Source organism: Petrotoga sibirica DSM 13575 (genome assembly GCF_002924625.1).
GTDB classification, from domain to species: Bacteria; Thermotogota; Thermotogae; order Petrotogales; family Petrotogaceae; genus Petrotoga; species Petrotoga sibirica.
The window spans coordinates 65,436-87,172 of the sequence record NZ_JAHC01000002.1; the positions used below are offsets into that span (position 1 = coordinate 65,436).

At 33.7% G+C, this 21,737-nt stretch carries 18 protein-coding genes and 1 pseudogene; 15 read left to right on the forward strand and 4 right to left on the reverse strand.

Going from position 1 to position 21,737, the window contains the following annotated elements; genetic code table 11:
• Position 1 precedes the first annotated feature (1 nt).
• The 10 genes from fliK to AA80_RS00500 all read left to right on the forward strand — a co-directional run bounded on the left by fliK (position 2) and on the right by AA80_RS00500 (position 10,320).
• Entirely contained in the window at positions 2–1,951 is a 1,950-nt protein-coding gene (gene fliK, locus AA80_RS00455; protein ID WP_103875910.1) for a flagellar hook-length control protein FliK, read from the forward strand.
• Entirely contained in the window at positions 1,944–2,606 is a 663-nt protein-coding gene (locus AA80_RS00460; RefSeq protein ID WP_103875911.1) for a flagellar hook assembly protein FlgD, read from the forward strand. The genes fliK and AA80_RS00460 overlap by 8 nt, the downstream gene beginning before the upstream one ends.
• A 39-nt stretch (positions 2,607–2,645) precedes the next feature.
• Positions 2,646–4,760: a flagellar hook protein FlgE gene (locus AA80_RS00465; RefSeq protein WP_103875912.1), complete on the forward strand. Its 2,115-nt coding sequence runs from the start codon at positions 2,646–2,648 to the stop codon at positions 4,758–4,760.
• 222 nt (positions 4,761–4,982) lie between these two features.
• Positions 4,983–5,168 (forward strand): flagellar FlbD family protein, encoded by a 186-nt coding sequence (locus AA80_RS00470; protein WP_103875913.1) that lies wholly within the window; start codon positions 4,983–4,985, stop codon positions 5,166–5,168.
• A 69-nt stretch (positions 5,169–5,237) separates the two neighbouring features.
• Positions 5,238–6,017 carry a motility protein A gene (locus AA80_RS00475; RefSeq protein ID WP_103875914.1) on the forward strand — a complete coding sequence of 260 codons (780 nt, stop codon included), beginning with the start codon at positions 5,238–5,240 and terminating at the stop codon, positions 6,015–6,017.
• A 17-nt stretch (positions 6,018–6,034) separates the two neighbouring features.
• Positions 6,035–6,907 carry an OmpA/MotB family protein gene (locus tag AA80_RS00480; RefSeq protein ID WP_103875915.1) on the forward strand — a complete coding sequence of 291 codons (873 nt, stop codon included), beginning with the start codon at positions 6,035–6,037 and terminating at the stop codon, positions 6,905–6,907.
• Between the two features lie 26 nt (positions 6,908–6,933).
• Positions 6,934–7,461 (forward strand): flagellar basal body-associated FliL family protein, encoded by a 528-nt coding sequence (locus tag AA80_RS00485; protein ID WP_103875916.1) that lies wholly within the window; start codon positions 6,934–6,936, stop codon positions 7,459–7,461.
• A gap of 18 nt (positions 7,462–7,479) precedes the next feature.
• The gene (gene fliM, locus AA80_RS00490) at positions 7,480–8,559 is read left to right on the forward strand and encodes a flagellar motor switch protein FliM (RefSeq protein WP_103875917.1); all 1,080 of its coding nucleotides are present in this window, start codon (positions 7,480–7,482) and stop codon (positions 8,557–8,559) included.
• 1 nt (position 8,560) lies between these two features.
• A complete protein-coding gene (gene fliY / locus AA80_RS00495) occupies positions 8,561–9,685 on the forward strand; it encodes a flagellar motor switch phosphatase FliY (protein ID WP_103875918.1) in 1,125 nt (374 codons plus the stop codon).
• Positions 9,682–10,320, forward strand: a complete 639-nt coding sequence (locus AA80_RS00500; protein ID WP_103875919.1) for a hypothetical protein — start codon at positions 9,682–9,684, stop codon at positions 10,318–10,320. Before fliY ends, AA80_RS00500 begins: the two co-directional genes overlap by 4 nt.
• A gap of 8 nt (positions 10,321–10,328) precedes the next feature.
• Here AA80_RS00500 and AA80_RS00505 read toward each other — a convergent pair whose 3' ends face one another.
• Complete coding sequence (locus AA80_RS00505) at positions 10,329–11,057, reverse strand: MBL fold metallo-hydrolase (protein WP_158248339.1); 729 nt, start codon at positions 11,055–11,057, stop codon at positions 10,329–10,331.
• A gap of 281 nt (positions 11,058–11,338) precedes the next feature.
• On the opposite strand from AA80_RS00505, the gene AA80_RS00510 reads away from it, so the two are divergent.
• From AA80_RS00510 to AA80_RS00520, 4 genes and pseudogenes are all read left to right on the forward strand, one after another.
• Positions 11,339–13,069: an ABC transporter ATP-binding protein gene (locus AA80_RS00510; protein WP_233186762.1), complete on the forward strand. Its 1,731-nt coding sequence runs from the start codon at positions 11,339–11,341 to the stop codon at positions 13,067–13,069.
• A 172-nt stretch (positions 13,070–13,241) separates the two neighbouring features.
• Positions 13,242–14,099, forward strand: a pseudogene (locus tag AA80_RS10405) (ABC transporter transmembrane domain-containing protein); the annotation flags it as partial.
• 87 nt (positions 14,100–14,186) lie between these two features.
• Positions 14,187–15,011, forward strand: a complete 825-nt coding sequence (locus AA80_RS10410) for an ABC transporter ATP-binding protein (protein ID WP_370445625.1) — start codon at positions 14,187–14,189, stop codon at positions 15,009–15,011.
• A gap of 31 nt (positions 15,012–15,042) precedes the next feature.
• Positions 15,043–15,819: an alpha/beta hydrolase gene (locus AA80_RS00520; RefSeq protein ID WP_103875923.1), complete on the forward strand. Its 777-nt coding sequence runs from the start codon at positions 15,043–15,045 to the stop codon at positions 15,817–15,819.
• A gap of 27 nt (positions 15,820–15,846) precedes the next feature.
• Here the strand turns inward: AA80_RS00520 and uvrA are convergent, their stop codons facing one another.
• A complete protein-coding gene (gene uvrA, locus AA80_RS00525; RefSeq protein WP_103875924.1) occupies positions 15,847–18,693 on the reverse strand; it encodes an excinuclease ABC subunit UvrA in 2,847 nt (948 codons plus the stop codon).
• A 260-nt stretch (positions 18,694–18,953) separates the two neighbouring features.
• Here uvrA and wecB point away from each other — a divergent pair, with 260 nt between their 5' ends.
• Positions 18,954–20,057 (forward strand): non-hydrolyzing UDP-N-acetylglucosamine 2-epimerase, encoded by a 1,104-nt coding sequence (gene wecB, locus AA80_RS00530; RefSeq protein WP_103875925.1) that lies wholly within the window; start codon positions 18,954–18,956, stop codon positions 20,055–20,057.
• Here wecB and AA80_RS00535 read toward each other — a convergent pair.
• A complete protein-coding gene (locus AA80_RS00535) occupies positions 20,048–21,049 on the reverse strand; it encodes a Kiwa anti-phage protein KwaB-like domain-containing protein (protein ID WP_103875926.1) in 1,002 nt (333 codons plus the stop codon). The genes wecB and AA80_RS00535 overlap by 10 nt on opposite strands.
• Positions 21,046–21,561: a hypothetical protein gene (locus AA80_RS00540; RefSeq protein WP_103875927.1), complete on the reverse strand. Its 516-nt coding sequence runs from the start codon at positions 21,559–21,561 to the stop codon at positions 21,046–21,048. Before AA80_RS00540 ends, AA80_RS00535 begins: the two co-directional genes overlap by 4 nt.
• Positions 21,562–21,737: the final 176 nt, after the last annotated feature.

Genomic DNA, 21,737 nt, shown 5'->3' on the forward strand with positions numbered 1-21,737 from the left:
TTTGAACATTGCCTTAACTGATCTTATAACAAATTTACCTAAATCTAATAATATTAATAATTTTACTACATATGCATCTAATGCTAAATTGGAATCCTTCGATCAAAAACTTCAAGATATCTTTAGCAACATAGAAGAAAATCTCGGTTTTAAAAACTCTCCAATGCCAGAAAAAGAAGTATTAAAAAATAATAAAAAAAACAACGGTTCTAACGAACTTTTAATTAAAACTATTGAAAAATCAAATAATAATTTATTAGTCACATTGAATGTGAATGATTCGAAAGATTTAATAATTTCAAACACTAAAAAAAACAAAAACATCAAATTGGATGTCGATCAATTACTATTACTCATAGAGACTTCTATCAAAAACGCTAAAAACATAGATAAAAAGGAATTATTAATTCAAGCACAAAAAATATTATCCTCCTCTAAAACAGAGTTTACAGAGGATGACATAGAGGTATTACAAAAAGCTTTTAACATTATCATTAAAGAAAGAGCTAGTAATACCGAAATACATTTAGAAGGCTTAATCAAGCATTCTAAATTCATAGATGAAACCCCCTCCACTCTGTCGCAAAACAACATACATTCAAATGGTTCACAAGAAACAAATCAGATTGTCAGCCCAGACATTCAAAAATTATTACAGTTAATAGAAAAAACTTCAAAAAGTATAGAAAACAAAAATGAAATCAATACATTAGAGCAAGCTCAGAAAATTCTAATTTCTTCAAAAACTGAACTCACAGAAGAAGATAAAGAGGTATTGCAAAAAGCTTTTAGTATTATCATGAAAGAAAGTAAAGCTAGTAATAGTGAAATACCTTTAGTAGGCTTAATCAAGCATTCTAAATCTATAGAAGAAACCCCCTCCACTTTGTCACAAAACAACCTACAATCAAAAGGTTCACAAGAAGCTGGTCAGATTGTCAACTCTGATATCCAAAAATTATTATCCACAATACAAGAAAGCTCAAAAAATATAGAAAACAAAGATGAAATCAATACATTAGAGCAAGCTCAAAAAATACTCTCATCTTTTAAAACAGAGTTTACACCTGATGAATTAAATATAATTAAAACTGCTCTTGGTATAAATACCAACAATAATTCAAAGATGGGAAATTCTTCGTCAAACCTAATTGAAGAAGCAACTCTCATAACCAATTCCTTGATTAAGGGAAACACTGATAAAACAAAGAATAATAAAATTGAGAATAATAATTTCATAAAATCAATGGAATTTGATCAAAAATCAGATCTTTTAAATACAAAAAACAACTTTGGAAAAAATGTGTATTTTGATCCATATGAAACCAGAAAAAACAACATCAATAAAGATAAAAACTCTGAATTACAAAAAGATAATACAGTAAAACTTATACCAACCAGCAATTTAGGAGACGTCAGTAAGAATTTAAATATCGAACAACTAAAAACCAATCAAAGTACTAATGAAATAGATTTAAAATCTCTACAAATCAATAAAAATAGTATACAAGACGGTATCCCTGAAACCAATCTAAAAGATTTAAACGTTCAAATAAAGGAAGTAATTATCTCTAAAAACACTCAAACTTTTTTAAACGAAAGTTTCTCAGTCAAAATATCTCCTCCAGACTTAGGAAAAGTGGATATTCAAATCTTAAAAAACGGGCAAGCTGTAACTGTTAATATATCAACGGAAACAGAAAATGCAAAAAATATTATATCAAAAACATTACAGTCTTTAATTGGAAATTTAAGGGATGAAGGATACCAACCCATCAATATAAAAGTGAATGTCACACAAGAAGAACATTATTTAGCCGATCAAAATAAACAACATCAACAAGAGCAAGAGCAGAAAAAATACGATGAAGATAACCAGAATGACGATCAGCCAAAAGAAGGAACTTACTACACCTTTGATGATTATTTAAGGAGTGATGTGAGTGTTTAACTCAGTATCGATGGATTCTATATATCAAAGTACCTATGAAGCAAAAAAAGGCAGAGAAATAAAAAAAGAATTAGACAAAGAAGCTTTTTTACAACTGTTGGTTGCAGAATTACAAAACCAAGATCCGACTCAACCGATGGAAAACAAAGATCTTGTAGCTCAACTTTCCCAATTATCTACCACTGAACAAATAACAAATATGAGCCAAGCAATTCAAGAAATGGTTAACTTCCAAATGTCACTCAATAAATTGCAAGCTGCAAGCTTGATAGGAAAAACCGTTGTGGTGAATGACAACACGATTGACTTGCAAAGTGGGGTAGCAGAAGGATTAAACTATGGATTAAATAACAGCTCCCAAGTATATTTAGAGATTTATGATTCAAAGGGACAAGTAATTTACACAGAAGATTTGGGCGTGCAGGAAGCAGGGTTACACTCATATGTTTGGAGCGGAAGAAACAACGATGGAACTATGATGCCTGATGGAGAATATCTTTATGGGATTTACACCGTAGAAAATGGCCAATTGGTAGCAAATACCGGTGTAAAAAGTGGAACTGTCGAAGCAGTGAAGTTCTTAGACAATGAACTTTACCTACTTATCAACGGTGAAATGTATCCTTATTCAGTAGTGAATGAAATTAGCGCCTAAATTTTGATTATCAATACGACTAGATAGGAGGAGTATAACATGCTCAGATCAATGTACTCTGGAATCACAGGTTTAAGGAATTTTCAGGATCAACTCGATATAGTTGCAAACAATATCGCTAACGTTAATACAGTAGGCTACAAAGGTTCAAGGGCAACATTTCAAACAACTCTTTTTCAAACATTAAGTGCAGGAAACGCACCACAAAACCAACTGGGTGGAACAAACCCTATGCAAATTGGCTTAGGCTCTCGATTAGCTTCTATAGACAAATTAATGACACAAGGTTCTCCTATGTCTACAGGTAAAGCTACCGACCTAATGATCCAAGGGGAAGGCTTTTTTATACTCTCAGACGGAACAGGTCAATACTATACACGGGCTGGCAACTTTACTAGAGATTACAACGGATTCTTTGTAGATCCTGCATCTGGTATGAAATTACAAGGTTGGACAGCAAAAATCGATCAAGAAGGAAAAAGAATTATTGACACCAACGATCCTATAGGAGATATCCAAGTATCTAGTGGACAAGTAATGGCGGCAAAACAAACATCTTTTGTCAGACTTGCACATAATTTAAATGCAGGTGCAGGTATTCAGGACACAACAATTGTGGTTAAGAGTACAACAGGTGAAAATATACCCGTCAAGTTTTCTTTCAAAAGAGATATGAGTCAAAACAACAAGGATAAAAATGTTTACAATTGGACGGCAAGTGTAGTTGGTTCTGATTACAAATTTGCAGTTGATGATGGTTCGGGCGCTTTAACTTCAACTACCCAAATTAGTGGAAAAGTAGAGCTTGACGACACAGGAAATGTAATTAATTGGGTTAATTACGATGGAGGCGGAGATCCACTAGTAGAAAGTAAGATTTCTATATACGACATAAACGGTGAAATAGTGGATACTAATGGCGATCCTGTCACTGTAACTACATCCGGGACCCCCGCAACTCTCACAGGAAGCATTAGAGTTACAGATAATACAACGGGAGAAACGGTTTATTATGATCCAGAAGATATTGATATTAGTTTTGATGGTTCTGGAAATCTAACAATAACTTTGAATATCGATGGTTCCCAAGTAGATTTTACTGGAACTGCAACTGGGAATACAGTTGGTGAATTCAACAATTTACTAACAACTGGAATAGATGATGGGTCTGGACATACCCTCACAGGGTTACGTTTAACCGGTGCCTCTGATACTGATACTATTGACGTTCAGTCTTTTCCTAATTTAAAATCGGTCAGAGAAATGATTCAACCACCTTCAGGAGGAGCTATAAGATTCACCGATCTTAACAATCCAACCAACTTTTCAGAAGCTAACTATATCAGCCCATCTGTAACAACATCCACAGTTGTATACGATTCTTTAGGTAACCCTTACAATACTTATTTAAAATTCACAAAAATAGATGCTAACACTTGGTATTGGAAGGCAGAGTTAGAAGACGGCACCCCATTGTATAAAAGTACCGCTGATGGTCAATTACTCAATGATCCCGCCGAAGGAGTTATAGCTTTTGATTCAAACGGTAACATAGCTGCCACTCAATGGAGAGTCAAAACTGATGGTACCATAGATCAAACTATCGGAGATGGTAACGATGGAGCAGCGGGTTTCTGGTTCGACCCAGCTCAGCGGGGCGCTGCTTTAAATCCAAGTGTAGACCCTCAATCAGCGGCTGGTGCGGGCCCTGTTAACGTTTCGATTAATTTTCAAGAACTTTCTCAGTTTTTTGCAGAAAATTCCATAGCTGTTATTGAACAAGATGGAAACTCTCAAGGAACCTTAGAGTCTTTTGCTATAAACACCAATGGACAGATTATAGGATCTTTCACAAACGGCTTAACAGCCCCATTAGGACAAGTAGCTCTAGCCACTTTTAACAACCCTGAAGGTTTATCAGCTATAGGTAACTCTATGTACGTTATGAGCTCAAACAGTGGACTTCCGCAAATAGGTGTCTCTGGTGTTGGAGGAAGAGGAAGTATTAATCCAGGGGCTTTAGAAATGTCGAATGTAGATTTGGCAGAAGAGTTCACCAACATGATCATTGCTCAAAGAGGATTTCAAGCAAATTCAAGAAGTATAACCACGGCAGATGCGATCCTTAACGAGCTTGTAAACATCAAGAGATAATTATTTTTGCCGAACTGTGCAAAATGGTTTGTTTGCAATGCTTTAGATATGTTTTCCAAAATTTTGTTTGCTACGCATTTTGCAGTCTTATGCAAAAAGGTTTTTTAATAAAGTATGATTTTGAATTTGGGGATCTTAAGGGGTTTACCCCTTAACGTTTGGGCGAAGGGGCGGTAAAGCAAGTTTTAGGATTTCTAAAGTGAATAATATTTGGAGGTTAAGATGATTAAACTCACAAAATTAAACGATGAAGAATTTTATATAAACCCTTATCAAATTGAAAAAATAGAGTGTCACCCTGATACGACAATAACAATGATGAACGGACATGTTTACGTCGTTAAAGAAAGTATTGAAGAAGTTAATAAAAAAGTGGTAGAATTAAATAAAGAGATTTTTGGCAAATAAAGTAAGCATTATAAATTTTGTGCAACCTTTTTATGAGTGAAATAGTGTAAAGCAAGAGGTGGGATAGTTGTGGATATATCAACAATAATCGGATTATCTTTAGCAATAGTTGCAATAGTAGTGGGTACAGGAAGTGAATTTACAACTTTAATAGATATTCCTTCTTTTTTTATAACCGTGTTGGGATCTATTGGTGCAACTTTCATTGCTCATCCAAGTTCAAGGTCTTTTAAAATGTTTAATATTATCATTGAATCTTTTAAAAATCCTAAGATAGACAACCTTGAAACCTTAAGAACCTTGTACTCGTTTTCTGAAAAAGCAAGACGTGACGGAATGATATCTTTAGAAGAAGATTTAGCAAGTGTTCAAAGTGAATTTTTAAGAGACGGTTTGAGAGCCGCCGTTGATGGTACGGATCCAGAAGAAATAAAAAAGATATTAGAAGTGAAAATGGACATGTACCAAGAAACTGAAGAAGATAAGATCTCAGTTTTGGACACCTGGGGAGCCATGGCTCCGGCCTTTGGTATGATAGGAACTTTGATAGGATTAGTTTTATTGTTAGATACTCTCAGTGATCCGACAACTATTGGCCCAAGGATGTCTCTTGCTCTTATTACAACGTTATACGGTGCTCTTATTGCAAATACCATCGCTCTACCACCTGCTGAAAAACTAAAAAAAAGGGTGGATAAAAATATCAATCAAATGCGAATGATGTTGGAAGGTATACTATCGATAGTACAAGGAGAAAATCCACATTTGATGGAAGAAAAACTTAAGGCATTTCTCAGTGAAGAAGAAAGAAGTACCTATGAGGCAGAAAAAGGTGAAGCTGTTTTGTAATTTAGAGGTGATATTTTATGCCCAGAAAGAAAAGAGAGAAAAAAGGTGAAGCCAAATGGATGACAACTTTCAGCGATATGACTACTTTGTTGTTGACAATGTTTATCGCTTTGTTTTCTATGGCAACTATATCACCTGGAAAATTTCAACAGGCGGTTGTTAGTTTACAAAGTATATTTGAAGGCCAACCAATTGGGATACTAGTAGGTGGAAGAAGTATTTCCGAAGAACCGTTGATTACTTCTAATCCTGGAATTAGGCAAGAATTATTAAAAATTATAGAAGACGAAAGATATAAGGGAAAAATTACTATTGAGGACACAGATAAAGGGACGATAATATCTATGAAAGACTTTGCCTTTTTTAGAACGGGTAGTGCTGAATTAACCGCCGAAGCAAAAGAGCTGTTGTATAGGATAGGTACAATAATATTAGAGCACACATCTAACGCTATCGAAGTTTATGGTTTTACGGATGATCGACCAGTTTTACCTTCAAGTGTATATCCTTCTAATTGGCATTTGAGTTCAGCCAGAGCAGCAAGTGTAGTTAGTTTTTTTACTGGAGAGTTGAAAAATAGAAGGTTAGTAGAAAAGATGCCTGAGATCAATTCTGGACAGTTTGATATAGATTATTTTTACAATTCAGATAGGTTCTTCCCAATTGGTCTGGGAGATAGTGAAATAATGAAACAAATCACCCTGCTGAGTTCAGAAATTAACTCACGAAAATCCCTTGCTTTAGATCAATTCACAAAAGGAGAAATAAATTCTGCTCAGTTGCAGCAAATTGAAAAAGAACTAGAAAGCGAATACAATACAAAATTGTATGAATTAAGACAAAAATACAGAAGAATAGATATTCTTATACTAAGACAAAGGGTAAGATAAATGCAACAAAGCGGAGGCGAAAGATTTTGGAAAATGAAAATATAAATTCAGAAGAAGGAAAAAGTAGAAAATCGAGGTCATCTTTTTTAATGACTTTAATAATAGTCATAGTTGTTGCTTTGATAATATCGGGAATTACGTCCTTTTTTATAGTGAGAATCTTAACATCAAATGTTTCTTCAAGTTCTGATCAATCATCACAAGTATCCTCCACAACTCCTGCTAGAGTGGTATTAATTATGGAAGGTTCCAGATATACTATGATGTTAAAAGGAGGATACGATATTGCCGTTGTAGATTCTTTACAGTTAGATGTTGGAAGTAATCAGGCAAGAGATTTAATAACTTCCAATCGCTTAGAGGTATTAGAGGCTATACGAATGATATTTATGAATAAAACACGAAGTGAGCTATCAACTCCACAGGGTATAGAGTTAACTAAGAAACAAATTAAAGATTCTATAAATGAAATGCTGGGATTTACTGGTGAAAGGAAAAGTTTGGGAGTTATAAAAGTGACTATGATTATAATGACCATAACAACTAGTCAATAATGAAAAAGAGGTGTTTGTATGCCTGAAGATGAAGCCCTTACACAGGAAGAAATAGATAGCATTTTAAAATCAATGAGTTCTGGCGAGACTGCCGAAGAAGTTCTTGAAGAATATCAAGAAGAAGAAAGAAGAATCAAAGATTACAATTTTAGAAGACCAATGAAGTTTTCCAGAGAGCAACTAAGAACTCTACAATTAATCCATGAAAGTTTTGCGAGAGAGCTATCTACTTATCTTTCAGGCAGATGTAGAACTTTTGTTGATGTAAAATATGCTAGTATTGATCAAATTACTTTTTCAGAATTTCAAAAATCTTTGAACTCGCCCACGTTTATCGTTATTTTTTCGTCCGAAGCTTTTTCAGGAAGCGCTATTTTGCAAATGGGCTTAGACTTAGGATACGTCATAATAGACAGACTTTTAGGCGGTTCGGGGAACACTCTTGAAGAGATGCGATCCCCTACTGAGATAGAAACGAACATTTTAAGAAAAGAAGCTTCAGTTATGTTAAGAATGCTATCAAAATCTTGGTCAAACATAGAGGAGTTTGACGCCAATTTAGAAAATTTGGAAACTAATCCCCAATTTGTTCAAGTTGCGCCTTCAAATGAGATGACAATTCTTATAACGCTGTCCGTTACGATAAAAAACGTACAAGGATTTGTTAATCTTTGTTTCCCGTCATCTTCGTTGGAACCTTTGAACGATAAATTGTCAACAAGAATGTGGACTACCTTTTACAGACACACCGAAGAATTTAAAGAGAATCTAAGACAAACTTTACTACTTTCAAAGTTAAATTTATCCGTCATACTTGGCAAAACAGAGATATATTTAAACGATTTTTTGAACCTTGAAGTTGGTGATGTAATCCGATTAGATTCTTTTTACGATGAGCCAATAGATTTGGAAATTGAAGAAAGACCTATATTCAAAGTAAATGTAGGTAAGAGCAAAGGTTTTTACAGTGTAAAGATAGTTGACAAAAATAGAGAGCTTTTAGAAAGACTTCTTGTCGAAGAAAGTATGAAAAAAAAGACAAAAAAGCAAGATCCTTCTGAAAAAGGTGAAGATACAGAAAAAACAGGAGATGAATAAAATGCCTGAAAATGAAGATCGATTTTTAAATCAAAACGAATTAGATTCATTATTAAAAGGAATAAATAACTCCGATGATCCAGAACAAAAAGAAGGCGAGGAAGCCGCAACTGTGAATGAAAAATTAGATCCACTTTTGGATATGATGGGTGAAATTGCAAATATCACAATGGGTTCTGGGGCAACAACCCTTTCAACTTTACTAAGAAGAAAGATAGAAATCCAATATCCCCAAACAGATATTATTAAATTTAAAAATATCTCAACCAATTTTGAAGGTGAAAATGTTATTGTTACAGTAGAGTACAAAAGAGGTTTGTATGGTTTGAACACGTTAGTTTTACCTTTGAATTTAACTAATATAATAGCAGACTTAATGCTAGGAAAAGATCTAGAAAATATCGAAGAAAGAGAATTAGATGATATTAGTTTAAGCGCTGTTTCTGAAGCAGTGAATCAAATGATGGGTACAGCTTCAACTGCTTTATCGGATTTTCTAAAAACAAATATCGATATTTCCCCACCCAATACTAAGGTAATGAACTTTTCAGATCCCAATATTGAGTTTCCTCCAATAGAAACAGACAAAGAAGCCTATGTTATCTCAATAAAGTTCAACATGAAAATCAATGGAATAGCTGAGACAACGTTCTGGCAATTTATACCAATGAAATTTGCTCAAAAAATTAGAGAACTTATGGAGAAAACTTTTGGTAAGATTACAGTGAGCGAAGAAAGCTCAAAAAGTTCCAATGTAAAAGAAAAAAGCAATTCTAACGTGATCAAAGAAAAAAAAGTCAAGGTTCAACCAGTAGAATTTGGTGAATTTGAAAAAAAGGAGGAGCCTATTTCCCCAAATATAGATCTATCAAAGTTGGAACTTTTGCTTGACGTCCCTTTAGAACTAAAAGTTGAGTTAGGATCAACCAAGTTAAATCTTAGAGAGATCTTAGAGTTGCATGAAGGTTCTTTGATACAGTTAAATAAGCTGGCTGGGGAACCTTTGGATATATATGCCAATGGAAGATTAATTGCCAGAGGCGAAGTCGTGGTTATCGATGAGAATTTTGGAATTAGGGTAACAGAAATCGTCTCATTGAGAGAAAGGATGAAAACTTTGAAATGACAATTAAGAAATATTTACTTTTTTCTTTTCTTGCTTTTTCCACATTCATTTATGCACAACCAAACTTAGAAAGCCTATTAGAGAGTTATTTGGGATACAAAAAATTAAAATTTGAAGTTGATATTCAGTTTCAAATAACTGAGAGTAAAGAAATTTCTGCGGAACTAAGATATATTGACAACAGATATTTAATTTTTTCCTTCGAAAAACCATCTTTATTTAAAGATATTTATTATTGTTACGATTTTTTCGAGTCAGTTTTTTACACAAATATTCGTGAGGAAGTAGATGAATACGATCAAATATCTATACGTACAGCTACTATTCCTGATTTAATTTCATCATTCCTACCTTTTTTTAATCCAGAAAATTTTGATGTAATAGTCATAGAAGAAGGTGTTTATGAAATTCAAGAGTACCTCCCAAAAACCAGAAATTTCTTAAAACTGGTTAATATAGACTTTACCAAATTCAATATTTACTATTTTAAACCTTTTGAAAATATAAAAATTCTTGAAAAGCTAGAAATTTTGAATTCTCAAGAGAATAAAAAGATCATAATAAACATCAAAGAAATAAGACCTCTGTCTGATGAAGAAGCAGATGCCGAACTGAAAAAAGTTCTGTTATCTTGATAATTTTGCTATAAATGAGCTAAATCTGACAGGGAGTAATCTGCGTACCTTTTTTCCAAATTCTCTCCGTTTTTCTTCCTTTTTAAATAGGTTAGTTGTTCTTTTAGGACCTTTTTGCTTTCTGGCTTCCCATGTCCTGGAAAAACAGTTTCTATATCTAAGGAAGATAAGTTATTTAATCTAGATATCCATTCATCAACATTTGAATTGAGTATTTCTGCGTGTACCTTAGAAAATACGAGATCACCACTTATCAAATATCCTTGCGGTTTAAGGATATAGATTGTTGAATCTAAAGTATGTCCACCAATATTTTCTGCTGATAAAATTTGGTCTCTTAGGAGAAGAAAAATAGAATTTTCAAAAATGACGATATCTTTTTCTCTTAAAGCCTCTTTGAAATTGTTAAAATTATAGTCAGCAATCTTTGAACTTTCTTTAAGAAAAGTGGCATCCAAGGTATTAAGAAAATCCAACGTTTTTTTGTTCATATACAGATCAAATTTGCGTTTACTAAAAACAGCTCCAAAAGTGTGGTCAGGGTGAAAATGAGTGAAAAAAACCTTTTTTAATTTTTTTGAAGTACGCTCTTCAACTATTTTGACCATATCTTCAAATTTTCTTGGATAAAGAGAGCTATCGAAGGCTATCAATCCATCATCATACTCCAAAAATGTAACAGAGCTTGCGCCATTTACAAACCAAAAATTGTAAACGTTATCGTAACTTTCGAACATACAAATCACCTCTAAAAGTAAACAGTTAGCTCCCCTTTGCCGAACGTTAAGGGGGTTGCCCCTTAAAAACCCCAAATTCAAGATCAAAACCATTTAAAAACATTGTGTGCACACTGCGGCAAACACTCCCAACCCATTACGACAAAAAATTTTATCGCCCCATTTTGCAACCCATCATCTTATTATTTTTTAAGTTCTATTATATTTTTTCTATAAAAAAAATTGATATTCCTTGAACCAAGTGATATAATTTTGTTAGGAATACTAATCAATTTGGGACGGTGAGTCTTTTGATTAAAGAGTTTTTAAAAAAGTACTGGTGGAGATACCTCATCGGGATTCTCTTTCTCATAATTGTTGACATTATTCAACTATTTATTCCAAGAGAAATTGGAAGCATAGTAGATATACTAAACACTCAATCTCCGAACCTTAATCAAGTTAAAACACTGATCTTTGGAATAATCATGTTAACTTTAGGATTAGGAATTGGCAGAGTTTTTTGGAGAATTTCAATTATTGGAGCCGCTAGACTTTTTGAATATCAAACATGGAAAAAAATGTTCGACCATATCATCGGTTTAGACCAAGATTTTTTCGACAAATGGAGAACTGGAGATTTGATGACTAGGTTCACTTCTGATGTTTCTACGTTGATGCGTATGCTGGGAATTCTGGTTATAATGCTTGTTGATACAATAGTGTTGACAACCTTGACCGTTTTTGCAATGGGTACTTTTGTGAATTGGAGATTGACCTTTATATCGGTACTGCCTCTTCCTTTAATAGCAATTATATCACTCTTTTTTGGAAGATTCATTCACAGAAGATTCAGAGAATTACAAGAAAAAACTTCTGAGTTATCTAATATAACCGAAGAAAACGTCTCTGGCGTGGATGTTGTAAAGTTATATTCTAACTATGATACGATGCAAGAGTTATTTGACAACAAGTCTCAAGAGTTCTATAATTCTTACATCCGCTTGGTAAAAGTTTGGGGATTGATGTTTCCCTTAGCAATGTTAGTAGGACAATTAGCGACTATTTTTGTTTTCAATTTTGGTGGGCCCATGGTAATAAACAACCAGATAACCCTTGGAGACTTCATAATGACAAATCAATATATCGGAATGTTGATATGGCCAATGATGGCGGTTGGAAACTTAATCAACCTAATACAAAGAGGAAGAGCTTCTTTAAAAAGGGTTAATGAAGTTTTAGAACAAAAAAATTCTATTCAAGAACCCCCAAGAGAAGATTTTGAATTTCAGGGCCACTATCAAATCAACCATCTAACTTTCAAATATCCAGGTTCACAAAGAGAAGTTTTGAAGGATATAAACATGAATATAAACCCGGGAGAAATGGTAGCCTTTGTTGGAAGAATAGGTTCAGGAAAATCTACATTAGCTAAGCTCCTTGTAAAACTATACCCAGTTGAAAGAGGACAGATATTTTTAGACGGTAAGGATATTAACGGTTTGAATGGTGAATTTATAAGAGACTATGTTTCGTATGTACCACAAGATAGTTTCTTATTTTCAATGACGATAAGAGAAAATATAGCTTTTGCAAATGAAGAAATGGAAGACAAAGTCGAAGAATTTGCAAAACTTTCTCACGTACATGATGACATAATGAGCTTCGAAAATAAATACGACACAATTGTTGGAGAAAGAGGAGCCACACTTTCAGGTGGTCAAAGGCAAAGGGTTACCATAGCAAGAGCTCTAGCCAAAAGATCAAAATGGATAATATTGGACGATTGTCTTTCTGCTGTAGATACAGAGACCGAAGAAGAAATTATCAAAACACTTAGGCAACAAGCGGAAGGCAAAACGATCCTTGTTATATCTCACAGGCTCAAAGCGGTTAAAAATGCGGACCAGATCTATGTATTCGACAATGGACAAATCGTTGAACATGGTAATCATAATCAGTTAATCTCACAAGAAGGTATTTACTATTCTATGTACCTGAAACAATTAATAGAAAAAAATTTGGAGGAGTAGAGTAATGGCTTCTGTTCATGAGGAAATATTTTTAGAAGAAAAAGAAAAAAGCGAAGGCGATCTCAAAACATTCCTGAGGCTGTGGGTGTATATAAAAAAATACAAGTTACTCCTTTTTTTGACCTTTTTAACTTTGGCTATAGCAACGATAATAGAGTTAGCGTTGCCAGTTTTCATACGGTATGGGATTGATAATGTAATAAATGTAAATTATTCGTTCGATATGGTCCCTGAGAGTCGAACGCAATTTGTTGAACAGGAGAATGGAGCATATAATCTAGAAAAAAGAGACAACAACTATTATATGGTTAACAATCAAACAGGCGAAAGAATACAAGTCTCAGGGGAACAATATTCCCAATACTTTGACACAGCTATTCGAAAAATACAGATTTTTAGCCTTATTTTTATATCAGTACTTGTAGGACAATTTCTTTTAAATTATGGTCAAGTTTTTTTTGCCAACGTAGTTGGCCAAAAGGTTATTTTCCATCTTAGAAAAGACTTATTCAGTCACATATTAAAACTCAAATATACATATTTTGAAAAAAATCCTCCAGGCAAAGTGACAACCCGTGTAGTTAATGATACCCAAAATTTATCAGATTTCTTCAGTGACGTTGTAACAAGTTTCCTAAAAGATATAGCCATAATAATTGGGGTGATCATTTTAATGATGGTCCTAGACTTTAAACTAAGCTTGTATACAATGTCTATGTTCCCAGTTATTGTCGTTTCAGTTGTGTTATTCCGACATTTTGATAGAAAAGCCTACGACAAAGTCAGAACCAGAATATCTGCCTTAAATTCCTACTTAGCCGAAAATTTAGCTGGAAGTAATGTTACAAGATTATTCAATCAAGAAGAAAGAAAGAAAAAGGAATTTGATTACATGAGTACCAAGGTATATCGTGCTAATCTGCAACAAATATATGTATTTGCAATCTTTAGACCCCTGATGAGTCTTTTGCAGTATTTTACGATTAGTATTTTGCTTTGGTTTGGTTCCTTGCAATTAACGGATGGACAAACAACTTTTGGAACTATCTATGCCTTCACTTCTTACATAGATATGTTTTTTAGACCTTTGTTTGACCTAGCAGAAAAGTATGACATAATGCAAAACGCATTTGCATCAGCTGGAAAAATTTTTAAGATATTTGATCAAGAACAGGAAGATTTTGGGAGGAAAAAGTATGATACTATTCAAGAAGGTAAAGTCGAATTTCAAAACGTTAAATTCTCCTACGATGGAAATACAGAAGTCTTAAAAGGCGTAAGTTTCAAAATAAATCCTAATGAAAGAATAGCCATAGTTGGAGAAACAGGCTCAGGAAAAACTACAATAATTAAATTGATAAGTGGTCTTTACAAATACCAAAGTGGTAAAATACTGTTAGACGATAAAGAATTATATGAATACAATCTAAACGAATTACGCAAAAAAATTGCGGTTGTACCTCAGGACGTATTCTTGTTCTCTGGAACTATTTTAGACAACATGAGATTATTTAATCAAAACATTCCTGATGAAGAAGTAAAAAAGGTTGCCAAATCCGTATATGCCCATGAAATTATCTCGCGGTTGCCCCAAAATTACTATACAGTCATTACAGAAAGAGGTGGAACTTTATCATCTGGTGAAAGACAATTGGTAGCCTTAACGAGGGCGGTACTTTTTAATTCAAAGATCATAATTTTAGACGAAGCAACAGCAAACGTGGATGTAGAAACTGAATTTTTAATACAACAAGCTTTGAATAAAATATCTGAACGTTCAACCATAATTTCCATTGCACACAGACTTTCGACTGTGAAAAGCTCCAACAGGATAATAGTAGTGCATAAAGGGCTAGTTGTTGAAGAAGGAAGACATGAAGAACTTATCAACAACCACGGAATTTATTACGATCTTTACAGACTTCAGTTCGAAAATAGCTAATAATAACCAGACTATGAAGGGGGTTTATACCTTGAACTTCTTTGATAATATACCACCAAGCACATCTGTTTCACCTATATCAAAAGAACTCTATTTAAAAAATGATTCAGATGTTGCCGTTTTGATTCTACACGGTTACACGGGTTCTCCTCATGATATGTACTACATAGGAAGACAGATTCATAAATCCGGTTATTCTATTTACATACCTAGACTTCCTGGGCATGGCACGAATTCGAACGATTTTTTAAACTCTAATTGGAGAGATTGGCTCAGAAAATCAGTAGATTCTTATATTAATTTAAAAACCTACCACCAAAAAGTCTACATTTTAGGCCTCTCTATGGGTGGTGTAATAGCAACTCTTTTAGCAGCTAAATTTCATCCAGAAAAAATTGTTTTAGCTGCTCCTGCACTAGAAGCAAAAGATTGGAGAATAAAATTAACTCCATTCTTTGGCGCTTTTGTTAAGAAAATAAAAAGAAAAAATCCTCAGACATTCAATGACGAAAAGCTTGCTTATCTTGCTAGCCAATACTGGAATTATGACTGGCCCTCAAAGGCAGCAGATCTTTATAAACTGCAAAAAATGGCTCTTAAGAATCTTTCAGAAGTTACATCTAAAACTTATGTAATACTATCAAAAAAAGATGAAGCAGTTCCTTTTTCCGTAAAAGAAATTATTGAAAACAATATTAAAGGAAAAACCGAATTTCTGATATTGGAAGAAAGTGGGCACGTGGTTGTAAACGATATCGAAAAAGAAAAAGTGGCAGAACAAACGATAACTTGGCTTAAGAAAGAATAGTCAACGTACAAAACAACACAATTATTTCTACTTTGAAATTCTTTCTTTTGAGAAAACCTGTTGCAAATAGTACCCGGTGTAAGTACCACTCTCAGCTATTTCTTCTGGGGTGCCTGCAGCTACAATATAGCCCCCATTTTCTCCACCTTCTGGACCTAAGTCTATAATGTAATCTGCATTTTTTATAATGTCCATCTCATGTTCTATCACTATAACAGTATTACCCTTTTCAACGAGAATATTGAGAACTTTTATTAATTTCTTTATATCTTCGAAATGAAGACCCGTAGTAGGTTCATCGAGTATATAAACGGTATTACCCGTGGATTTCTTTCTCAACTCGGAGGTTAATTTAATCCTTTGAGCTTCTCCACCAGAAAGGGTAGTTGCAGGTTGCCCCAATCTTATGTATCCTAAGCCCACATCTTGCAATAGCTCTAAAACATTTTTTATTAATGGCAAATTCTTGAAAAAGTCCAAAGCTTCATCTACGGTCATATCTAAAACATCAGAAATATTTTTACCTCTGTAAGTCACCTTCAATGTCTCTTTGTTGTACCTCTTACCTTTACATACATCACAGGTTACATACACATCAGGCAGGAATTGCATCTCGATCTTCAAAACACCGTGACCTTTACAGGCTTCACATCTTCCACCTTTAACGTTGAAGGAAAATCTTCCCTTATCGTATCCTCGAATCTTAGCCTCAGGTGTTGCTGCGAACAGTTCACGAATATAATCGAATACTCCAGTATATGTAGCGGGGTTGCTCCTTGGAGTTCTACCAATAGGACTTTGATCTATAGAGATCACACTATCTATGTAGTTTAAACCTTCGATCTTTTCATATTCTCCAGGTCTCACCCTAGAATTATACAGCTCCTTTTGTAAAGCTGGATACAATGTATCCATAATCAATGAAGATTTACCAGAACCAGAAACTCCGGTTATAACAACAAACTTACCCAATGGAATCTCAACCGTCACATTTTTCAAATTGTTGTGCCTGGCACCGATTATCTTTAAACTACCGTTCTTTTCAACTCGCCTTTTGTCAAGTATTTTGATTCTTGTTTCTCCTCTTAAATATTTCCCTGTAAGGGAGCCATTAGAATTCTCTAACAATTTACTAGTAGGACCTTGAAAGATCACTCTTCCGCCGTTGACACCAGCGCCAAGTCCGAGATCTATTATATAATCAGAGGATCTAATTACGTTCTCATCATGTTCGACAACTATTACCGTATTATCAAGGTCTCTCAATTTTTTCAATGTATTTATCAACCTATCGTTGTCTCTTTGGTGAAGCCCTATAGTCGGCTCATCCAAGACATATGTCACCCCTGTCAATCCTGATCCTATCTGTGTGGCCAATCTAACCCTCTGAGACTCTCCTCCAGAAAGCGTTGTTGCATTCCTTCCAAGTGTCAAATAATCAAGTCCGACATCGATCAAAAAAGTTAACCTTCTATTTATTTCTCTAAGAAGTTCGTGGGCAATTTCCATTTCAAAATCAGTAAGTTTCAAGGCATCAAAGAAAAGCTTTACTTCACTAATTGGCATTTCTGTCAGATCATATATATTGTATCCATCGATCTTAACGCTTAATGTCTCTTCCCTCAATCTTTTACCGTTACAGGCTTGACACGTCTTTTGAATCATGAAATTCCTTTCAATCCATTCCCTTATATCCCGCGAATCCGTTTGCTTGTACCTTCTTTCGTACCAATTCACCATTCCTTCAAACTCTCTAGTAAATTCATAATTGTCCCCATTCCTTTTTGAAAAGGAAAAATTTATTTCTTTGTCAGTCCCATACAACAAGGTATTTAAAACTTTCGAAGGCATGTTTTTTAAAGGTTTTGATGGCTCCTCTCCCAAACTTCTAACAACATCTTTCATCATGCTCACCATGAAAGTATCCTTCCCCATATTCAAAGCAGCCCCATCCTCTAATGACTTATTTATATCAAATATATATTCTGGTTCAATCTCTAATTTAAAACCTAATCCATGACATTCAGAACATGCACCATAAGGACTATTGAATGAAAACAATTTCGGGTTAATTTCTGGAAAACTATATCCACATTTAGGGCAAGCTAAATTCTCAGAAAAAGTTTGAGAAGAAATGACGTTCTCATCACTATCCATTTCCCTAATTTCTACAAAGCCATCACCTTCTTTAAGTGACAATTCAACGGCTTCGAAGATTCTTTCAAAATTATCTTTTCTCAACTTAACTCTATCAACAAGTAGGTTTATATTATGCCTATAACTCTTTTCAAGTGAGTCTATCTCATCTAAATCGTATATAACTCCGTCAATTTCTACCCTTTTGAAACCAGAGATCTTCATGTTATGTAGTTCTTTTTTGAACTCACCTTTCTTTTCCTTAGCAATTGGAGCAAAGATATACAATCTTGCATTCTCTTTAAAATTCCTAAAAATATTATCCACAATTTCATCCACTGTAGAACTTTGCAATGGTATGTTACACTTTGGGCAGTAAGCCTTGCCAACCCTTGCAAACAATACCCGAATATAATCATAAATCTCTGTGATGGTACCTACCGTAGACCTCGGATTATGACTTACAGATTTTTGCTCAATAGCAATTGAAGGAGAAAGCCCTTCTATTAATTCTACATCGGGTTTTTTCAAATTGCCTAAAAACTGTCTTGCATATGAAGAAACAGATTCCAAATACCTTCTTTGACCTTCCGCATATATAGTATCAAGTGCTAAAGTTGATTTCCCTGAACCAGATAATCCAGTAATAACTGAAAGCGTATTCTTAGGTATCTCAACATCTATATTTTTTAAATTATGCTCTCTAGCACCTTTTATCCTAATCCATTTATTATCCATATATATCCTCCTGGAAAGGTAAATATTCTCACCTTTTTTATACATATATATTATACAATCAAAAAATTAACGCTAAAAGAATTTTTTATATTTTTTAACAAAGAAGCTTTAAAGTATCTTCTCTTCTAGATTCACACATAAAAAACACATATGATATAATTACATTATATGATTAACAACTGGGTGGGCAGCGGGGGAAGCGCTATATTTAAAGTTTCAGAGCCTTTAAAGACACTACTTCTAAAAAAGGAGCTCTCCAAATGAAAACAGCGATGATATTTGGAACACGACCAGAAGCAATAAAAATGGCACCGTTATACATAAAGATGAAAGAAGAAAATATGGAGGTAAAAGTAATAGCAACCGCTCAACACAGAGAAATGCTCGATCAAGTGTTGAATCTCTTCGAAATAAAACCAGACTATGACTTAAATATAATGACCAAAAATCAAACCCTACCACAACTAACTTCAAAACTAGTTACAGAGATAGATAAAATACTAAAAATTGAACCATTCGATTACATATTAGTACAAGGCGATACAACCTCCACTTTTGTAGCAAGCCTTGCTGCTTTTTACAACAAAATACCTGTTGGGCACGTAGAAGCAGGCTTAAGAACGAGCGATATATACAACCCCTTCCCAGAAGAGATGAACAGAAGACTAACAGGCACAATTGCAAAGCACCACTTTGCTTCTACCCAAAAGGCAAAAGATAACCTCCTAAAAGAAGGTGTAGAAGAGAAAAGAATAATAGTAACAGGCAACACGGTTATTGATGCATTACTATGGGTAAAAGAAAACAAAAACAAAGATATGGAAAAGATAAAAGAAAAATACAACATAAAAAACAAAAAGTTTATCTTAATAACCATGCACAGAAGGGAGAACTGGGAAAAACCGATAGAAAACGTAATGAAAGCGATAAAAAGGTATCTACACGAAAACGAAGAAATGCATATAGTATTTCCAGTCCACTTAAATCCGATAGTGAGAGAAACTGTGTATAAAATACTTGGGAACGAGGAAAAAGCTATACTAATAGACCCTGTTGAATACTTAGAATTCATAGCGTTAATGGATGAAAGCTATTACATAATGACAGATTCAGGAGGAATACAAGAAGAAGCACCCACATTAGGCAAACCAACATTGGTGTTAAGAGAAACAACGGAAAGACCAGAGGCAATAGAAGCAGGAACAGCAAAATTAATAGGAACGCAAGAAGAAAAAGTTTATCAGGCCATGAAAGAACTAGAAACAGAAAAATATGCACAAATGAGCAAAGTAAGCAATCCTTTTGGAGATGGAAAGGCATCTCAAAGAATCGTTGAATTTTTGAAAGAAAGATATTACTCTTGATAAGGACTATTTTCACTTGCCACCATTCTATTCCCTGACAAATCGGACCTATAATACAGTTCGTCGTAAAGTTGCAAAAAATCTTTAATAGAAGTCTCTTCGCTCAAATTGATACATTTATTATCCTCATCAAACTTAACTTTTAGATTAAAATCTTTTATCACTCCCTTAACTTTAGAAAATTCAAATTTCTTATAATTACCTTTTTTGATAACCTTATAAAACCTCTTCAAATACAATGGTTTATTTTTGATTTTCCTACTAAAATCGTCGATACCTTTTAATTTAACATCCTTGCCAAAAAGATTCCCCTTTCTCTTTATTTCCTCGATAACTTCATCTTTAGCCTCTTCATATTTCTTGTAAAACCCAAAATCTCTTTCAAAATAAGTCAGATTTCTAATTAAGACTGTATCACCAACAACAATGTAATCAAAAGTATTTTTTGGAACTATAAAAAACTGTTCTTTAAAAGGTTGAATTTTACGTGCAGTAAGGGCTAAAATCCTTTTATCTTTAAAGATTTTGGAAGCTGTTAAATATTGAATACCCAACAAAAAATCATTAAACTCTTCACTACACAACTTTACTATCAATTTGAACTTCTTAATCGCTTCCAAGTCTTTATTAGAATAATTTTTTATATATTTACCTTCACGAATAATCTCAACAATATTTCCAATATCCCTTACATTCTCTTTAACATCTTTTAGATACAAAAAACTCTTATCATGAATGACTGTTTCGTACTTATCTACCTTGTTTGATTCTTTGAAGCGTAAATCATTTAAAAACTCGTCAGTAGAGGCCAGAAAAATGCTCTTGAAAAACAAGGGATCCTCATTTTTTAACCAAAATATCTCGTTATTCTCACTTTGGATAAAAACATCCATTATGAAATCCCCTGAAGTATCTATTAGCTCCCTAAGAGATTCTAAATTCTCTTTTAAAAAGATATTCTCTAAAATCTCATCCCAATTAACTTTATTCATTTCTTGCCAGCCATCCCCACATAAATATCCTTGGAAAACTCTTTAAATTTCATTCCTTCGGTTATTGACTTTGAAATCAACCAAACCGGTCGCATACTTTTTTCACTTCCATCCATAAAATAAATCTTGTAAATACTATAACCAAATAAAGAAAGAACAGGGTTTATAGCTATTAAATCCGTCTTTACATAAATATTACCTACAATAAAAACGATTAGAGCAAAAGAAATTAATTCTTTTATGCCACCAAAACTTATAAAAGGCAAGATATAAACAAAAATATAATCCAACAATCTCACGTTCTGCGATTCTACTCTCTCAAATGGAATGAATTTTACCTCGGCATTCTTCTTGGCAGAAATAAAAAGGATCAATGAACCAACAAAAACAAAAATCGAAAAAACACTAAAAAATAAGAACAAAACGTTCCCAAAATTATTAATGGCAAAGATAACAAAAAGAGGTAGATATGAAAGTAAAAACAAAAACGATTTAAACAACGTATTGATCATATAAAAACCTCCCCAGTGAGAAAATCTATTTATCTTAATAAATCACATATTCATAATTATAACAAATAAATCCATCTTTTAATTCTGTATCTCATATCAGCTTTATGTGGAAAGCAGTTGTTTCTTATGATATAATAAATCGGTGGATAATAAAAACAGCAAAAGCCGTTAACTAA